General features: G+C 58.1%; 16 protein-coding genes, 1 other RNA gene and 1 pseudogene. 9 read left to right on the top strand and 9 right to left on the bottom strand.

Annotated elements, in window-relative coordinates:
- Nucleotides 1-28: 28 nt before the first annotated feature.
- Both gloB and QEP12_RS07985 read left to right on the top strand, forming a co-directional pair.
- Nucleotides 29-802, top strand: coding sequence for a hydroxyacylglutathione hydrolase (gene gloB, locus QEP12_RS07980; RefSeq protein ID WP_284213917.1), 774 nt, complete (start codon nt 29-31; stop codon nt 800-802).
- Complete coding sequence (locus QEP12_RS07985; protein WP_284213931.1) at nt 802-2,283, top strand: transglycosylase SLT domain-containing protein; 1,482 nt, start codon at nt 802-804, stop codon at nt 2,281-2,283. Before gloB ends, QEP12_RS07985 begins: the two co-directional genes overlap by 1 nt.
- Nucleotides 2,284-2,366: 83 nt before the next feature.
- On the opposite strand, the gene recR is transcribed toward QEP12_RS07985, so the two are convergent.
- From recR to dnaX, 3 genes are all read right to left on the bottom strand, one after another.
- On the bottom strand, nt 2,367-2,957 hold the full coding sequence (recR, locus tag QEP12_RS07990; RefSeq protein ID WP_174863338.1) for a recombination mediator RecR: 591 nt from the start codon (nt 2,955-2,957) through the stop codon (nt 2,367-2,369).
- Between the two features lie 73 nt (nt 2,958-3,030).
- Entirely contained in the window at nt 3,031-3,363 is a 333-nt protein-coding gene (locus QEP12_RS07995; RefSeq protein ID WP_174863337.1) for a YbaB/EbfC family nucleoid-associated protein, read from the bottom strand.
- A gap of 82 nt (nt 3,364-3,445) precedes the next feature.
- Nucleotides 3,446-5,425, bottom strand: coding sequence for a DNA polymerase III subunit gamma/tau (dnaX, locus tag QEP12_RS08000; RefSeq protein WP_284213919.1), 1,980 nt, complete (start codon nt 5,423-5,425; stop codon nt 3,446-3,448).
- Between the two features lie 102 nt (nt 5,426-5,527).
- Here dnaX and ffs point away from each other — a divergent pair.
- Nucleotides 5,528-5,623, top strand: an RNA gene (gene ffs, locus QEP12_RS08005) — signal recognition particle sRNA small type.
- Nucleotides 5,624-5,749: 126 nt separating this feature from the next.
- Here ffs and QEP12_RS08010 read toward each other — a convergent pair.
- Together QEP12_RS08010 and QEP12_RS08015 are read right to left on the bottom strand one after the other, a co-directional pair.
- Nucleotides 5,750-6,697 carry an arsenic resistance protein gene (locus tag QEP12_RS08010; RefSeq protein WP_284213920.1) on the bottom strand — a complete coding sequence of 316 codons (948 nt, stop codon included), beginning with the start codon at nt 6,695-6,697 and terminating at the stop codon, nt 5,750-5,752.
- A 126-nt stretch (nt 6,698-6,823) separates the two neighbouring features.
- Nucleotides 6,824-8,161, bottom strand: a complete 1,338-nt coding sequence (locus tag QEP12_RS08015) for a TIGR03862 family flavoprotein (RefSeq protein ID WP_174863336.1) — start codon at nt 8,159-8,161, stop codon at nt 6,824-6,826.
- Between the two features lie 242 nt (nt 8,162-8,403).
- On the opposite strand from QEP12_RS08015, the gene trxA reads away from it, so the two are divergent.
- The 6 genes and pseudogenes from trxA (at nt 8,404) to QEP12_RS08045 (ending at nt 14,140) form a co-directional block, all read left to right on the top strand.
- Nucleotides 8,404-8,736: a thioredoxin TrxA gene (gene trxA / locus QEP12_RS08020; RefSeq protein ID WP_174863335.1), complete on the top strand. Its 333-nt coding sequence runs from the start codon at nt 8,404-8,406 to the stop codon at nt 8,734-8,736.
- A 274-nt stretch (nt 8,737-9,010) separates the two neighbouring features.
- Nucleotides 9,011-10,273, top strand: a complete 1,263-nt coding sequence (rho, locus tag QEP12_RS08025; protein WP_219164202.1) for a transcription termination factor Rho — start codon at nt 9,011-9,013, stop codon at nt 10,271-10,273.
- A 140-nt stretch (nt 10,274-10,413) separates the two neighbouring features.
- The gene (locus tag QEP12_RS08030; RefSeq protein WP_219164201.1) at nt 10,414-10,659 is read left to right on the top strand and encodes a type B 50S ribosomal protein L31; all 246 of its coding nucleotides are present in this window, start codon (nt 10,414-10,416) and stop codon (nt 10,657-10,659) included.
- A 180-nt stretch (nt 10,660-10,839) separates the two neighbouring features.
- The gene (locus QEP12_RS08035; RefSeq protein WP_284213921.1) at nt 10,840-12,537 is read left to right on the top strand and encodes a hypothetical protein; all 1,698 of its coding nucleotides are present in this window, start codon (nt 10,840-10,842) and stop codon (nt 12,535-12,537) included.
- A 14-nt stretch (nt 12,538-12,551) separates the two neighbouring features.
- Nucleotides 12,552-13,894 (top strand): annotated as a pseudogene (locus QEP12_RS08040) (MATE family efflux transporter).
- A gap of 90 nt (nt 13,895-13,984) precedes the next feature.
- On the top strand, nt 13,985-14,140 hold the full coding sequence (locus QEP12_RS08045) for a hypothetical protein (protein ID WP_174864211.1): 156 nt from the start codon (nt 13,985-13,987) through the stop codon (nt 14,138-14,140).
- A gap of 182 nt (nt 14,141-14,322) precedes the next feature.
- On the opposite strand, the gene phoR is transcribed toward QEP12_RS08045, so the two are convergent.
- Genes phoR through pstB form a run of 4 tightly spaced genes read right to left on the bottom strand, consistent with a single transcriptional unit; the run spans nt 14,323 to nt 17,934 of the window.
- On the bottom strand, nt 14,323-15,693 hold the full coding sequence (gene phoR, locus QEP12_RS08050; RefSeq protein ID WP_284213922.1) for a phosphate regulon sensor histidine kinase PhoR: 1,371 nt from the start codon (nt 15,691-15,693) through the stop codon (nt 14,323-14,325).
- 9 nt (nt 15,694-15,702) lie between these two features.
- Entirely contained in the window at nt 15,703-16,395 is a 693-nt protein-coding gene (gene phoB / locus QEP12_RS08055) for a phosphate regulon transcriptional regulator PhoB (protein ID WP_219164198.1), read from the bottom strand.
- Nucleotides 16,396-16,414: 19 nt separating this feature from the next.
- Nucleotides 16,415-17,116, bottom strand: coding sequence for a phosphate signaling complex protein PhoU (gene phoU / locus QEP12_RS08060; RefSeq protein WP_284213923.1), 702 nt, complete (start codon nt 17,114-17,116; stop codon nt 16,415-16,417).
- A 17-nt stretch (nt 17,117-17,133) separates the two neighbouring features.
- Nucleotides 17,134-17,934 carry a phosphate ABC transporter ATP-binding protein PstB gene (gene pstB, locus QEP12_RS08065; RefSeq protein WP_174863333.1) on the bottom strand — a complete coding sequence of 267 codons (801 nt, stop codon included), beginning with the start codon at nt 17,932-17,934 and terminating at the stop codon, nt 17,134-17,136.

The raw sequence follows: 17,934 nt of genomic DNA on the forward strand, positions 1-17,934 counted from the left end.
CGGATGACTTTTTTCACTTGCCTCGTTCATGAACCTTTTGCCGTTGCCCGCGTTTTCTGACAATTACATCTGGCTGCTGCACAACGGCAAGCAAGCCCTGGTGGTCGACCCCGGCGACGCCGCGCCCGTTCAAGCTGCGCTGCAAGCACTCCAGCTGCAACTCCAAGCCATTCTAGTGACCCACCACCATGCTGACCACGTGGGTGGCGTTGACGCCTTGCGCGACGCCACAGGCGCCTTGGTATACGGCCCCGCGTTTGAAGTGCTGCCTGAGCCCGTGGTGCGCGTGGATGCAGCCACCCAGTTGCATCTCTTGGGCATGCCGTGGCGTGTGCTGGAGGTTCCCGGGCATACCGCTGGTCATATTGCGTGGTATTGCGAGCCTGCTGATCAAGCGCCGATTTTGTTCTGTGGCGACACCCTGTTTTCTGGCGGCTGTGGTCGCCTGTTTGAAGGCACTGCCGAGCAAATGCATGCATCGCTACAGCAACTGGCCCAGTTGCCGCAGAACACCCGTGTGGCTTGTGCGCATGAATACACTGTCAGCAATCTGAAATTTGCGTGCGAGGTGGAACCAAGCAACACCGCGTTGCTCCAATACCGCGCGCATTGTGAAGCACTGCGCCAGCAGCAGCGCCCCACGCTGCCTTCCACGCTGGCGCAAGAGCTTGCGATCAACCCTTTTTTGCGTTGCGACGTTAAGCAGGTAGTGCAAAGTGCACTGCGCTTTCGCCCCAACACCCAAACCGAACAACCCGCAAGCGTGCTGGCCACGCTGCGTGAATGGAAAAACGCATTCTGATGAACCTGCGCCATCTTTTTATTGCCTTCAGCGTCGTATGGCTTGCTGGCTGCGCGACATCACCCGCCTCTTACGACGCACCGCTCAAGCCCATCACGCGCGCGCATACCGGCACTTCCAAAGTTGCATCACTGGAGTCGAACAATGACCTGTGGGAGCGTATTCGCAAGGGCTTTGCAATTCCAGATCTGGAGCACGATCTGGTCGACGCCCAAGAGCAGTGGTATGGCAGCCGCCCCGATTACATCGACCGCATGACCACGCGTTCGAGCAAATACCTCTACCACATCGTAGAAGAGCTGGAGCAGCGCAACATGCCCACCGAGCTTGCATTGCTGCCCTACATTGAAAGCGCGTTCAACCCTCAAGCCGTCTCCAGCGCCAAGGCTGCAGGCATGTGGCAATTCATGCCCGCTACAGGTTCTTACTTTGACCTGACCCAAAATGCCTTTCGCGACGACCGCCGTGATGTGCTTGCATCCACCAGGGCCGCGCTGGACTACCTTGAAAAACTGCACCGCATGTTTGGTGACTGGCATTTGGCACTGGCCGCATATAACTGGGGCGAAGGCAGCGTGGGCCGTGCCATCAAGCGCAATGAGAAACAGGGGCAAGGCACCAGCTATGTCGAGCTGAGCATGCCCAACGAAACCCGCAATTACGTACCCAAACTGCAGGCGGTCAAAAACATCATTGCTGACCCCGAGAAGTTCAATATTGAGCTGCCTAATATTGAAAACCACCCCTACTTCCAAGCGGTCGACATCAAGCGCGATATGGACGTAGAGTTGGTTGCGCGCCTGGCTGACGTGCGCTTGGAAGACTTCAAGGCACTGAACCCCTCTTTTCACCGCCCCACCATTTTTGCCGGTGGCACCACGCAAATCCTGCTGCCCTGGGACAACGCCAAAGTCTTTCAGCGCAACTTTGCTGCCTACAACGACGGCCAATATGCCAGCTGGACCGTATGGGTTGCCCCCAGCACCATGACCGTAGCCAACGCCGCGCAACGCGTAGGCATGAGCGAAGCAGACTTACGCAGCGTCAACCGCATTCCCCCGCGCATGATGATCAAGTCAGGCTCTGCGCTGATGGTGCCGCGCACATCACAGCACCTGAGCGATGTCTCCTCGCACATTGCAGACCACGGCACGCTGGCCTTTGCTCCAGAAATCACCGAAGTCACGCGCCGCACTCCCGTCAAGGTTCGCAAGGGCGACACCATGGCCAAAGTGGCCAGCCGCAACGGCGTGACTGTGGCCAACTTGGCGCGCTGGAATGACATCAAAACCACCGCCAAGCTCTCAGCAGGCCAGTCACTCGACATCTACAAAACCGTGAAAATTCAGGCTGCGGGCGTTAACAACAAAAAGTCAGCCCCAAGCAAACAGGTGCGCTCCACAGTTGTCACCAAGAAAGCAGCTGACACCAAAGTGGCACAAAAAAGCAAAGGCGGCACGCCTACCAAGAAAAAACGCTAAGCACTGCACAGCCGCTTAGTAGCGCGTCACCATCCAAAAAGCCCTGCACTGCAGGGCTTTTTGGTGTGCATGAAAGCCGCTCTTTAGCGCCGCTCCACCAAGGCATGCGCAATCGTGCCCAGATCCACGTACTCCAGTTCACTGCCCACGGGGACACCGCGCGCCAAACGCGTCACATGAATATTGCGCCCCTGCATCAACTCCGTCACGGCATGCGCCGTCGCTTCGCCCTCTGTGGTAAAGCTCGTAGCCAAAATGACCTCCTGTACAGCACCATCCACGACCCGCTGCAGCAGCTGTGGCAAGCCAATGTCCTTGGCACCCACACCATCCATGGGCGATATGCGTCCCATCAGCACAAAGTAGTAACCACTGTAGGCGCCTGTGCGCTCCATCGCTGCTAGATCGGCAGGCGTCTCCACCACACACAAACGTGCAGCATCACGCCCTGCATCCTGGCAAATAGGACACACCACATCGTGCGTAAAAGTGTTGCAGCGCGTGCAGTGCTGCACAGAGTCCACCGCTTCCATCAAGGCACGCGAGAGCACGCGCGCACCCTCTTGGTCACGCTGCATCAAGTGAAAGGCCATGCGCTGCGCAGACTTCACCCCAACTCCGGGTAAGCGACGCAATGCCTGAATGAGTGGATCGAGTGGCTGCAGATCTGACATGACTAACACCTAAACACCAAGAAAAAAGGGAAAGCGCAGACGCTTTCCCTTGCATCAACTGGTCCCCTGTAATTTAGAAGGGGAACTTCATCCCACCTGGCAGACCAGGCATGCCAGCAGTCAGCTTGGACATTTTTTCGTTGGAAGTTTCTTCTGCCTTGCGCACAGCAGCGTTGAAAGCAGCAGCGACCAAGTCTTCCAGCATGTCCTTGTCCTCGCCCAGCAGACTCGGGTCAATAGTGACGCGCTTGACGTCGTGCTTGCAAGTCATCACCACCTTCACCAAGCCTGCGCCCGACTCGCCTTCTACTTCGACGTTGCCCAGCTCGTCTTGCGCCTTCTTCAGGTTGTCCTGCATGGCTTGCGCTTGCTTCATCAAACCGGCGAGTTGTCCTTTGTTGAACATGGTTGGTTTCCTTTGTTTGTCACTTAAAAATCAGATGGTGCCAATAGTGCCACGACTTGGCACACCCCGAACGTTGTTTCACTTATACCGGGCGAATGCTACCGGGCACGATGGTGGCGCCCAAACTTTGCTGCAGGTGCTGCACGCTGGGGTCGTTCATCACAATCGCTTCCGCTTGTTTTTGCCGTGCTTCAGCGCGCGCCTTGTTGCGCAACGCAGGCGTATCGGAGACCTTGCCATTTTCCACATGCAAGCTGGTGCAATCTGTGATGTGCGCCAAAGCCTTGAGCAAACGTTCACGTGGCATCGCCTGGTTGAGCGAAGTGCGCTGCACGCGCAATGTCCACACATGGCCTTCTTGCGCGATCAGCTGAGACTGCATCGCCAGCTCACGCACCAGCGCAACAATCGCCTGCGCCTCATCCAGTTGCGTCACGATGGCATGCCATGTATCTCCCAGGGGAGTTGGCTCCAGCGCTTGAATTGCATCCTGCGCTACGCCCTTTACTGGCACTTGCACGGCTTCGCTTTCTGCCGGCAGCGAAGCTTCTAGCGGCACATCGTCCCATACCGGGGGCTGCTCATCGAGATAGCCGGGCGCGGTATCCATCGCCTCTAGGGGCAGTTCCTCCCATGGCGGAGGCATCTCCTGCGCTGATCGCTCTTGCTCCAACACCGCGGTGTTTAAAGCCTCGTGCTCTTGCACAGCAATCGGAATTTGCGCTGGCACCACTTTCACAGACTGTGGCTGCTGTGGCTGCTGTGGCTGCTGTGGCTGCTGTGGCTGCTGTGGCTGCTGTGGCTGCTGTGGCTGCTGTGGCTGCTGTGGCTGCTGTGGCTGCTGTGGCTGCTGTGGCTGCTGTGGCTCAGCTTGAGTCTTGGCAGCCGGCAAATCAGGCAGATTCAGTGTTTTTTTTTCTGCCGCAGATGCCGTTGCACCTTTTTGCGAGGCCGCTTGCGGCTTGAACGCCAGCAGACGCAACAGCGCCATAGTGAGCGCAGCATACTCATCAGGCGCCAAACCGAGTTCTTGGCGCCCGTGCAAGCAAATGCTGTAGAGCAGCTGTGTCTCATCAGCAGGCATAACTTGCGCCAAATCAGCCATAGCTGCGGCATCAGGGTCAGCCAGATCCACTGCTGCCGTCATATCAGGCACCACCTGCATTACCGCCATACGCTGGAGTACAGAAGACATTTCTTCCAGCGTGGAAGCGGCAGACACCCCGTTGTAGCGCAATGCATCCACGGTTTCGACCACGGTGCGTCCATCGCCTTGGGCCAAGGCCGCAATCAGACGAAACACATAGCTGCGATCCACACTTCCCAGCATCTGGCGCACAGCGTCTTCTTGCAACTGCCCACAGCCAAAAGCGATGGCCTGATCGGTCAGTGACAACGCATCGCGCATGGAGCCACGCGCCCCACGCGCCAACAATTTGAGTGCTTGCGGTTCTGCCGGAATGGCCTCTTTGGCAAGCACCTTGGTCAGGTGCTCAAAGACTGTCTCTGGCGCCATTGGGCGCAGATTGAACTGCAAACAACGCGAAAGCACCGTCACCGGCACTTTCTGTGGGTCGGTGGTGGCCAGCACAAATTTGAGATACTCCGGTGGTTCCTCCAGCGTCTTCAACATCGCGTTGAAGGCCGTGTTGGTCAACATGTGCACCTCGTCGATCATGAAGACCTTAAAGCGCCCTTGCACCGGCTTGTACACCGCCTGCTCCAGCAGGCTTTGCACCTCATCCACACCACGGTTGGAAGCCGCATCCAGCTCGATATAGTCTGGAAAGCGCCCGCTATCAATTTCAGTACATGCAGGGCATACGCCACAGGGCGTGGCAGTGATACCACCTTGACCATCAGCGCCCGTGCAGTTCACCGACTTGGCAAAAATACGCGACACCGTGGTCTTGCCCACGCCACGTGTTCCCGTGAACAAATAGGCATGGTGCAAACGCTGCTGCGTGAGCGCATTGCCCAAAGCTTGCACAACGTGCTCCTGCCCCACCATTTCGGCGAAGTTGCGAGGACGGTATTTACGAGCGAGCACGAGATAAGACATAGGGGCGAATTCTACGGGCTACGGGCTTTACATCCTTGGCGTAGGCATGTTTATCTGCGTGCGTCACTTCTGCGTGACGCAAACCCACCTATAATCAATTCTGACAGCCCCCCTCGCATGGGGAAGCGGCCAACCGGGTCAGGTGGGGAACCAAGCAGCCCTAACTGTGGAACCAGTGCCGAGGTAAGGGTTGTCAACTGTTCTCCAGGGCATCTTTGGCAATCAAAGAAATACTCGCCCCTCCATCCCATCTCAACATGCTGATTGCGCTGTGCGCTGCCCTGCCGCAATCGTGCATAGGCTCGCGCACGCTCACCTGCTGATCTAACGCAGCTTGGGCATGAGCTGGATGTACACCAGTTCACTGAGCAGCTCCACCAGGGTCTGCGCCACAATCACGGCAGGTAGCACAGGCATAGCGCCAGGCACTGCCAATGCCAGTGGCAACACCACCAATGAATTGCGCGTACTGCCGCTGAAAGCGACTGCCCGCGCGGCAGGTGCAGGCAGCTTGAAAAGCTGGGCCACACACCAAGCTACCGCAGGTGCCAGCACCGCAAACGCCACATAAACCGGCAGCACCTGCCTGACTGCATCAGGTGCAGCCCCCAGCTGCGGCACCACGGCAGCCATCACCACGAACAAAACCGCTGCCGTGGCCGGCACGGGCAGCAAAGCCAGTACAGCACTCCAACGCTGACCTGTACTGGAGCGCTGCGCCCACCGTTGCGTGGCCACTGCTAGCGCCAGCGGCGCCACAATCAGCCATATGAAGGCATCAGCAAACGCCCCTAGTTGCACCCAGTCTGCAGCCTGCGAACCCAGCATGACCTCTATATAAAAGGGTAACAGCAACATTTGCACCACCAGCAACACAGGGGTGCAAGCCAGAAGCAACCGCGCATCCGCCTTGCCCATGTGCGCGAAGGTGACCACGTAGTCAATGCAAGGCGCCAGCAACACCAGCAACACGCCAAAGCGCAGCAGCTCGTCGCTGGGCAGCATCAGGCTCAGCACACCCACCAGCAAGGGAATCGCTACAAAATTGGTCACCAGCAGCGCCAGCAAAAAACGGCCTTGCACCCACACCGCACGCAATGCCGTCCACGGCACTTGCAAAAAAGTGACGTACAGCATGATTGCCAGCGCCGGGTTGATGGCCACTTTCAGCACCTGCATGCCACCAAACCGCCAGGCAGAAACAGCCGCAAGCACCACAGTTACCAAATAGATAGGCGCCTGCCAGCGCTCTAAAACATCACGCAAAGACATGTGCAAATGAGAGATCACCGACAGAATAAATATTCAATAACCATAGCTTGCTGCGCTTATCAATCAAAGATTTCAATAAATAAACCAACTGAAATCGTTTATTCACAAGCGCTAGCAGCTATTGATTTATGACTGCAAATACGACTGTATGCCACGTGCAGCGCGTGCGCCCGTGGCAAAGCAAGCGGTGAGCAGATAGCCGCCCGTAGGCGCCTCCCAGTCCACCATCTCGCCTGCACAGAACACGCCAGGCAGCGCCTTGCACATCAGTTGCTCATCCAGCGCTGCCCACGTCACCCCACCCGCAGTGCTGATGGCCTCATCCATCGGGCGCGCAGCCACCACGGTGATCGGCAGACATTGGATGGCCTGCGCCAGCTTGACCGGGTTTTGCATGGTCTCTTTGCTGAGCACTTCGTACAGCAAGCCAGCCTTCACCCCGTCCAACCCCAAGCGCCCTTTGAGGTGGCTCGACAAACTGCGCGCGCCACGCGGGTGACGCACTTCTTGCAACACCTTTTCTGGCGAGAAAGCGGGCAACAAATTCAACGCAAAAGTGGCGCTGCCAGTGCGCGTGATTTCATCGCGCAGCAAGTTGGAGACGGCATAAATCAAACTGCCCTCCACGCCAGTGGCAGTGACCACAAACTCTCCGCGGCGCTCAAAGCTACGCCCCAGGCTGTCAGTAAAGTGAATCGCCACCGACTTCAGCGGCGCGCCTGCAAAGCGCTCGCTAAACACCGCGCTCCAGCCCTTGGCAATCTGCGGCTTGGCCCCTACCAGCTCTTTGAAGAAGTCACGGTGGGTTGTTGTATCTGGCGTCACCGCTGCAGGCTCGCCCACATCAAAACCGCAATTGGCCGATTGCAGGCTGGCCACATCCACCCCCTTGGCTTGCAGCAGCGGCACCCAGGCGCCATCGGAGCCCAAGCGCGCCCAGCTTCCGCCGCCCAGCGCCAGCAAGGTCGCCTTGGCCTGCACAGGCAGCACCCCTTCCTGGGTATCCATCAGCAAGGCTTGATCGGCATTCCAGCCTTTCCATAAGTGCCGCATATGAAACACCACACCTTGTGCACGCAAGCGCGCCAGCCACGCGCGCAGCAAGGGCGCCGCCTTCATATCGCTGGGAAACACACGGCCCGAGGTGCCCACAAACGTGCCAACGCCCAGGCTCTGCGCCCAAGCACGCAGCGTGTCTGCACCAAACTCTTTCAGCAGCGGCCGCAGCATGGGCTGCGCATCACCGTAGCGCTCCACAAACCGCTCAAAAGCTTCCGAGTGGGTGAGGTTCAAGCCCCCTTTACCAGCCAGCAAAAACTTGCGCCCCACCGAGGCCTTGCCATCAAACACATGCACCTGCACGCCTTGGGCCGACAGCACTTCTGCCGCCATCAACCCTGCAGGGCCAGCCCCCACAATCGCAACATCACATTTCAAAGCTGGCAGTAGCGCGGCAGCAGACATAGACAACCCAATCTTTCACAATGACACGGTGACCCAACACCAAAGGGCAGGCAGCATAACGCCTCGCCCAAGACCCAGCCCTGCCCACGCCCTTAGCAGCATTGCACACAGCTATACGCGGCATAGCTATTTTGCGCAGCCATGCTGCACGCCCGGACATTCGTTTCTGTCACAATTATTGGGACTTCCAACGTGCGCGCGCGAGCGCACCCGCCCCAACTACACAACAAGGAAATAACTTCATGGCAAGCGAACTCATCAAGCATGTCACCGATGCCAGCTTTGAGGCCGACGTGCTGCAACCCGGCAGCACCGTGCTGGTGGACTACTGGGCCGAATGGTGCGGCCCTTGCAAGATGATTGCACCCATTTTGGACGACGTCGCCAAGACCTACGAAGGCAAGATCACGATTGCCAAGATGAACGTGGACGAAAACCGCGAAATCCCCGCCAAGTTCGGCATTCGCGGCATCCCCACACTGATGGTCTTCAAGAACGGTGAACTGGTAGCGACCAAGGTAGGCGCCATGGCCAAGCCCCAGTTGACGGCATTCATCGATCAACAGATCGCTTAAATCCCCAAGCCAGAGCAGGCGCGCAGCGTGCTCTGGCAGTCATACGCAGGCCTGTGTCAGCCTCGCACCACATCTTTGCAAATTGCCAGACACAAACTAGTGTGCAATTTGCTTTCTTTTCCTGTCATAATCAATTCCTGATCACGGCCCAAAGCATTGGCGGCCGCTTCTGATCATCTTGGCAAGCCATCGACGTACTGCGCTCCTCGCCGATTACTCTGGCATTCGCCACATCCCCAGATTTCTTTGAACTCCTTGCAAGGAGTAACTCCAGATGCACCTTAACGAACTCAAGGCACTGCACGTGTCTGAAGTGTTGAAGCAGGCCGAAGCGCTTGATATTGAAAACGTTGGCCGCATGCGCAAGCAAGAGCTGATGTTCGCCATCATCAAAAAGCGGGCCAAAGCCGGCGAGCAAGTGTTCGCTGACGGCGTGCTGGAAATTCTGCCCGATGGCTTTGGCTTTCTGCGCAGCCCCGACACCAACTTCACCGCCAGCACCGACGACATCTACATCTCGCCCAGCCAGGTACGCCGTTTTAACCTGCACACTGGCGACATGATTGAAGGCGAAGTGCGCACGCCCAAGGATGGCGAACGCTACTTTGCACTGACCAAGCTGGACAAGGTCAACGGCAATTCGCCCGAATCGAACAAGCACAAGGTGATGTTCGAGAACTTGACGCCCCTGTTCCCCAAGGAACAGATGAAGCTTGAGCGCGACATCAAGAGCGAAGAGAACATCACCGGCCGCATCATTGACATCATTGCCCCGATCGGCCGCGGCCAGCGCGCACTGATCGTTGCCCCTCCCAAGAGCGGCAAGACCATGATGATGCAGCACATTGCCCACGCCATCACGGCCAACAATCCCGATGTGCACCTGATGGTGCTGCTGGTGGATGAGCGCCCAGAAGAAGTGACGGAAATGCAGCGCTCGGTCAAGGGCGAAATCATCGCCTCGACCTTTGACGAGCCTGGCACTCGCCACGTGCACGTGGCCGAGATGGTGATTGAACGCGCCAAGCGCTTGGTTGAGCTCAAGAAAGATGTGGTGATCCTGCTGGACTCGATCACACGTTTGGCCCGTGCTTACAACAACGTCGTTCCTTCGTCGGGCAAGGTGCTCTCCGGTGGTGTGGACTCCAATGCACTGCATCGCCCCAAGCGCTTCTTTGGCGCGGCACGCAATGTGGAAGAAGGCGGCTCGCTGACCATCATTGCCACCGCACTGGTGGACACCGGCTCGCGTATGGACGAAGTGATCTTTGAAGAATTCAAGGGCACCGGCAACTGCGAAATCCACCTGAGCCGTCGCTTGTACGAAAAGCGCGTGTTCCCAGCAATCGATCTATCCAAATCGGGCACCCGCCGCGAAGAGCTGCTATTGCCTCCTGAGATTCTGCAAAAGACGCGCATCTTGCGTCAGTTCATGTACAACATGGACGAAATCGAATCGATGGAGCTCATGCTTAAAAACATGAAGCAAACCAAGACCAACGTCGAGTTCTTCGACATGATGCGTCGCGGTGGCTAAATAGCCCAAGCGCTTGGCAGAAATTTGGCCCCTCAAGCTATAATGCAGGGCTTTTATTGCGGTAAGTATGTGGAATGCATTTTCGGAGCAAAGGTTGCTTCGGGTTCGACACGGCTGCCGCACTTGACTAAAGGAAGATCATGAAAGAAGGCATCCACCCCGATTACCGTGAAGTTCTGTTCGTTGACATGTCCAACGACTTCAAGTTCGTAACACGTTCTTGCGTCAACACCAAAGAAACAGAAACTTTCGAAGGCAAGGAATATCCTCTGTTCAAGCTGGATACTTCTTCTGAATCGCACCCCTTCTACACTGGCACACAAAAGTCGGTGGACAACATGGGCGGCCGTGTGGAAAAGTTCCGCAACCGCTTCGGCAAGAAGTAATTTTTTACCTCTTCGCCAAAAGGCAGTCTGGGCGACCAGGCTGCCTTTTTTCATTTGCAAGCGGCAGCCATCCTGCAACGCCAACATCGCAGCACATTCACTGCAGTCGTGGCATGCTTAGCCCCAATCTCATTTTTGATCCATCGCCCGGCTTGTATCAGGCCTGCTGAGAACGCTTTCATGAATCCGCCCTCACCCGCCATCGTTGCCCACAATGCAGCCCGCAGCTTGCCTCGCTGGATCATGTTGCTGTTGTGCACCATCTACATCCTCGCAGGTTTTGTAGGCAGAGAGCCTTGGCGTGAAGTAGACATGACGGCATTTGGCTATATGCAAGCCATGGCACAGGGAGAGAGTTCGTGGCTGCAGCCACAGCTGGATGGCATGGTGCCCAGCGCACCAGGCTTGCTGCAATACTGGCTGGGTGCTTGGGCGCTGCAGTGGCTGCCAGCCGCCATGCCCGCAGACTTGGTAGTGCGCCTGCCCTTCATACTTCTACTTGCTGTCACACTGCTGTGCACTTGGCGTGCGGTGTTTAACTTGGCACGCAGCCCGGGTGCACAGCCCGTGGCTTTTGCTTTTGGCGGAGAAGCCTCTCCCACCGACTATGCACGTGCACTAGCCGATGGTGGCTTGTTGGCATTGTTGGCTTGCCTGGGCCTGACCCAACTCTCTCACGAAACCAGCCATACGCTTGTGCAATTGAGCGCCGTCAGCGCCATCTTTTTTGCGGCGGCCTCCATGTGGTGGCAACCCAAGTTATCAGCAGTGGCTGCGTTACTCGGCACGCTGGCGCTCACATTGGCAGGCGCACCATCTATGGCGGCCGTTCTGGGCGCAGGTGCCACTGCCATGGCGCTGTGCATTCAAACTCCTAAACTGCCCCAGCGCTATAGCTGGGCGGCATGGTGGTTGCTGTCAATCGGCGTCGCCGCGGCTACCGCCTCGGCCTTGGGCCTGTGGGAGTACCGCCTGATTAACCCCTGGGTAAAGGGCAAAGACTGGCAAAGCCTTACTCGTTTGCTGATGTGGTTCAGCTGGCCCGCCTGGCCTTTGTCGCTGTGGGCCATGTGGCGCTGGCGCTGGCAGCTGCAACGCCCTGCGCACAACCCCCATGTGGCATGGCCGTTGTGGCTATGGGCCACGGCACTGTTTTGCACCATCTTCACCCAGGACGGTGACCGCGCCTTGATTCTGGCACTGCCTGCCATTGCCGCCTTGGCTGCATTTGCACTGCCCACCTTCAAACGCAGCTTGGCGGCGTTAATCGATTGGCTGACGCTGTTCTTCTTTTCCATCTCGGCCATCACGATCTGGGTGGTATGGATTTCCGTGCAAACTGGCTTTCCAGCCAAGCCCGCAGAGAACGTACAACGCCTGGCGATTGGTTTTGAGCCTTCATTTGCCCTCTTTCCCTTCTTGGTGGCGCTGGCAGCCACCGTTGCTTGGCTACTGCTGGTGGCGTGGCGTACGCGCCGCCATCGCGCAGCCATCTGGAAGAGCTTGGCCGTGCCCGCTGGCGGCACCGTGCTGGGCTGGGTGCTGTTGATGACGCTGTGGCTGCCCATGCTGGACTATGGCCGCAGCTATGCGCCCCATGTGAATGCGGTTGCCCAAGTCATGCCCAAGCATGTGCAGTGCGTACACACCCTGGGCTTTAACGCCGCGCTCACCACCGCATTTCGCTTTCACACGCCATGGAAGCTAGAAAGCGGCTTGAACACCGGCACAGGCACCACTTGCAACTGGCTGATTGCCACCCCCGCCGCTTGGTCTGCCATGGACAGCGCCATCGCTGCGCAATGGCAGTTGGTGGAGCAAGTGGCACGCCCTACCGACCGCCGCGATCACTTGCTGGTGCTGCGCCGCGCGCCTTAAAGCGGGAGTGATGGATGCGTGAACTTGCCACCATCGCGCGGCATGCAGGCACCGTGCTTGCCGGGCAATTGGCTGTCATGGCCTTTGGCGTGACGGACACCATTGTCGCAGGGCGCTTTTCCTCCGATGCGCTGGCTGCCTTGTCCGTCGCATCGGCGGTGTTTGTGAGCGTCTACGTTTCACTCATGGGCGTTTTGCAGGCCCTGCTGCCCATCTGGGCAGAGCAGCACGGCAAGGGGGAGACCACAGCGATTGGCGCCTCTTTCCGCCAGTCGCTCTACCTCGCCTTCGGTTTTACGGCCTTGGGCATGCTGGTGCTGGTCTTTCCTGACACCCTGCTGGCCTGGACCGAAGTGCCTGAAAGCATGCAAGCCGATGTGCGCGCCTACTTGATGATTGTGGGCTGGGCGTTGCCATCGGCCATGTTTTTCCGCCTCTATACACCACACTCAACCAGGCACTGGGGCACCCCCAACTGGTGACGTGGTTGCAAGTCGGCGCCCTAGTGCTGAAAGTGCCGCTGTCGATCTGGTTCACTTTTGGTGGCTGGGGCATTGAAGCCCAAGGCGCTGCCGGCTGTGCCTGGGCCACTTTGCTGGTGGATTACGCGATTGCCATCTTGGCGGTGATTTTGATGCGCTGCCAAAAGCTCTACGCTCCGCTGCAGCTTTGGCAACGCATGGAAGCCCCTGATTGGCGCCGTTTGGGTGCTTTTTTACGCTTGGGCGTGCCTGCGGGGCTGTCTATCTTGGTTGAAGTCACTTCCTTCACCCTGGTGGCTTTGTTTGTTGCCCGCCAAGGGGCACTGGCTGCAGCCAGCCATCAAATTGCGGCCAATTTGGCTGCCGTGTGCTACATGGTGCCGCTGTCACTGGGGATTGCCATCAGCGCGCGCGTGAGTTGGTGGCGCGGTGCAGGCAACGAGGCACAGGCGCAAGCGCTGGCATGGTTGGGCGTCAAAATTGCGCTCGTCAGCGGCTTAGTGCTCAGCGGCAGCTTGCTGGTTGCGCGCCATGCCATACCCCATGTCTACACCGCCGACCCCGGCGTGATCGCCCTCACCTCTGCATTGCTGCTGTGGGTGGCGCTGTACCACGCTGCGGACAGCATCCAGTGCGTATGCATTTTCTTGCTGCGCTGCTGGCGCGTCACGGTCGCGCCGCTGGTGGTGTATTGCAGCTTGCTATGGGGCGGCGGCTTGGGCGGCGGCTATTGGCTTGCTTATAAAAATGAAGCTACCAGCGCTTACTGGTCAACGAATCCAACACCTTTTTGGATTGGAAGTGCTATTGCACTTGCGCTAGTAGCTATTCTTTTTGTTTTCTTGCTACGCAAAGTGCTGCTGGCACACAAATAAAAAAGGTGGCTGGAGGCCTAATGCCAGTCAGTTCAGCCAGTCGCAAGCATGCAAGTAAAAAGGGGACGTATTCAACCGTCCCCTTTTTACTTGCATGCGTTGGGTTGCACACCGCGCTATCGCCAACGCTGGCCCGCACCTTCGCGCATGGGCTTTGATGCGGGCGCCATGGCCATCATCAATGTGCTGCGCTTTGCCCCTGGCGTCAGCCGCTACGCTGCCCAGGCATTTAGCGCTGCTCTTTGATCCAGCCCATTGGTTCGTGATTCCCGAGCGGCGCTTGGCGCGTTCATACCCCAGAGCGGTCCAGCGAAACCCCAGCAAATTCGCAACAAAAAATGCCAGTCAGTTCTTAACTGACCGGCATTAGGCTGGAGGCCACCTTTTTTCTTGGGTCTGTAGCAGCCTCGCTGCTGCGATCAGACTGCCTACTTGGGCTCCACATCAACCACTGGTTGCGCATGGCGCGCACTGCGCAGGCGATTGGCTGGAAACAGTGCACTGAACGTGGCACCCGCGCCCAGCTGGCTGTGAATTTCCAGCTTGGCATCGTGACGCTGCAAGGAGTGCTTCACAATCGCCAGTCCCAGCCCAGTTCCGCCCGTATCTCTGGAGCGGCTGCGGTCCACCCGGTAAAAACGCTCCGTCAACCGGCCAATGTGCGCGGGGTCAATGCCTGGCCCCGAGTCTTTGACCGAGAAACATGCGCTGCCATCGGGCTGCACCTCCCAGCGCACCTGCACACTCCCGCCTGCTGGCGTGTAGCGCAGTGCATTGCTGATCAGGTTGGAAAAAGCACTGATCAACTCGGCCTGCGTGCCTGCAATTTCCCAATCCATGCCCGGTGCATCGGCCGCCGGAAATGTGATGGCGTGCACCGCACCAGCGCCCTTGGTCAGCAACTTGGACAGCGCCTGTGCCTCTATCGCACACTGGCGCAGCATGGCCGACACGGGAAACCAGTCACTCAAACCGGGCAGCGGGCTGCCTTCCAAGCGTGACAGCGTGAGCAGATCCTGCACCAAGTTCTGCATGCGGCTTGCTTGCTGGGCCATCAATGCCAGATAGTGTTTGTGCTCTTGGGGCGACAACTCCAAGGTTTGCAGCGTCTCAACAAACCCCACCAACACGGTCAGCGGTGTGCGAATTTCATGCGAGACGTTGGCCACAAAGTCACGGCGCATGGCTTCTGCCTGCTCCAGTGCCGTAATGTCGCGCGCCAAGAGCAAGTGGCGGCCATCGCCGTACGGATAGATATGCACCGACAACATCACCGGCCGTGATGGTGTGCTGTCGCGCCCCACCATCAGCACCGGGTGCGTAAAGTCTTGGCTGGACCAATAGCTGCTAAAAGCCGGGTCGCGCACCAAATTGCCAATGGTTTGCTGGATATCGCGCTGTGCATCAAAACCGAAGTGGCGCTCCGCCATGCGGTTGCACCACTCAATGTGGCCCTGCGCATCCAGCAGCACCAGGCCATTGGGGCTGGCCTGCAACGCCGCCAAAATATCTTGGACCCGCTGCTCTGCGGCCACCACGGCCTGCTCACGCGAACGCACGGCACGTCGCACATAAGTGGCCAGCATCCCCCAGATACCTTGCAGCGGCGAGGCCGCCGTCAGCTCCCCTTGCATCAGCCACTGCCGCAAGCGGCGCACCTGCCAGTTATCCCATGCCATCCACAGCCAAGCAGCCACCGCCATGCCCGCAAAAGCCGCCCACACACCCCACAGCCAAGCAGCAGCGCCACCCAGCACGGCCTGCAAAAGCAACAACTCCATCCAGCGCCAAGCCACCATCACTCATCCTTAAGCGTTGGTCGACAAACGATAGCCTGCGCCACGCACGGTTTCCACCAAAGCGCCGGCCTCACCCAGCGCTTCGCGCAAGCGTTTGATGTGCACGTCAACGGTGCGCTCTTCAATATAGACGTGATCGCCCCACACCTTGTCCAGCAACTGCGCACGGCTGTGCACGCGCTCGGGGTTGTGCATCAGGTGACTGAGCAGTTTGAACTCGGTAGGCCCCAGCTTGAGCAACTGATCCTGAAAGGTCACGCGGTGCGTGTCGCTATCGAGCACCAAAGCACCCACCTGCACGCGCTCGCCCGCCTGCTCTGGCGTGCGCCGGCGCAATACTGCGCGAATTCGAGCCAGCAGCTCTTGGGTGGAGAAGGGTTTGGTGATGTAGTCGTCCGCACCCGCGTCCAGCCCCGCAATTTTGTCGGGCTCATCGCCACGCGCCGTCAGCATCAAAATGGGAACTTGCTTGGTGCGTGGGTCAGCCCGCCATTTGCGCGCCAGATTCAAACCGCTGGAGCCCCCAGGCAACATCCAGTCCAGCAAGATCACATCGGGCAAGGCAGCATCCAGTTCACGCTGCGCACTCACGCCATCTTCGGCCCACAAAGGAGCAAAGCCGTTGTGGCGCAGATTCACAGCGATCAGCTCTGCAATCGCTGGCTCGTCTTCCACGATCAGTACTTGCGGCAATTTCTTCATGCTTCTTACCTAAGCTCGTTTAACGCACGGTGGACTCAATCACATCCATCGACAGGTGACGAATATCTTTGCCTTCGACCAGGTAGATGATCAGCTCCGCCACGTTCTTGGAGTGATCGCCAATGCGCTCGATGGCCTTGGCCAGGAACAGCAGGTCCAAGCTGGCCGAGATGGTGCGCGGGTCTTCCATCATGTACGTGATGAGTTTGCGCACAAAGCCATCAAACTCATCGTCAATCAGATCATCTTCTTTCAAGATACCCAGCGCGGCCTTGGTGTCCAAGCGCGCCAAGGCATCCAGTGCCTTGCGTAGCAGTGCAGAAGCCATCTCGGCCGCCACCCGCAACTCGCTGGAGGGCAGATTGCGTGCTGCACCGCTTTCGATGATGGACTTGACCATGCGGGCCATCTTGTGCGCTTCATCGCCCATGCGCTCCAGATTGGCAGTCACTTTGGAAAAAGCCATCAGCATGCGCAAATCGCGCGCTGTGGGCTGGCGGCGGCCGATGATGGAAGTCAGCTCGTAATCAATCTCCACCTCCATGGCATTCACACGCTCTTCCAGTGCGGCCACTTGCTGCACCGCCTCCAGATTGAACTGGGTCAATGCGTAGATGGCCTGGCTGATCTGGCGTTCTACCAGACCGCCCAGTTCCATCACACGCGAAGAAATACGATTGAGTTCGCTGTCAAATTGGGTCGACAAATGCTTATCGGGCATGTCTGTTTCCTTCTGGATTAGCCAAATCGGCCTGTGATGTAGTCTTCGGTCTCGCGGCGCTGGGGCTTGAAGAACAATTGTTCGGTTTCTCCAAACTCCACCAGATCGCCCAAATACATGTAGGCGGTGTAGTCGCTACAGCGGGCTGCTTGCTGCATGTTGTGCGTAACAATCACCACGGTGTAGTCGTTCTTCAGCTCGGCAATCAACTCTTCCACCTTGGCGGTAGAGATGGGGTCGAGCGCAGAGCAAGGCTCGTCCAGCAACAGCACTTCGGGCTTGATCGCAATGCCGCGGGCAATGCACAAGCGTTGCTGCTGGCCGCCCGACAGGCTCGAGCCGCTTTGGTGCAACTTGTCTTTCACCTCGGTCCACAGCGCGGCTTTGCGCAGCGCCCACTCTACGCGCTCATCCATGTCTGCGCCGTCCAGGCTTTCAAACAGCTTCACCCCAAAAGCGATGTTGTCGTAGATGGACATGGGAAACGGCGTGGGCTTTTGGAACACCATGCCCACCTTGGCACGGATCAGCGCCACGTCCTGCTTGCTGGTCAGCAGGTTCTCGCCATCCAACAAGATTTCCCCTTCTGCGCGCTGCTCGGGGTAGAGCTCATACATGCGGTTGAAAGTGCGCAGCAGCGTGGACTTGCCGCAGCCCGAAGGGCCGATGAAGGCAGTGACTTTCTTTTCCGGGATTTCCAGATTGATGTTCTTGAGCGCGTGGAACTTGCCATAGTAGAAGTTCAAATCCCGCACCGAGAGTTTGGACCGACCGCTGATAGGTGCAATCGCGGGTGCCGTCAATGTTGCAGTAGACAT

Source organism: Comamonas jiangduensis (genome assembly GCF_030162955.1).
GTDB lineage: Bacteria > Pseudomonadota > Gammaproteobacteria > Burkholderiales > Burkholderiaceae_C > Comamonas > Comamonas jiangduensis.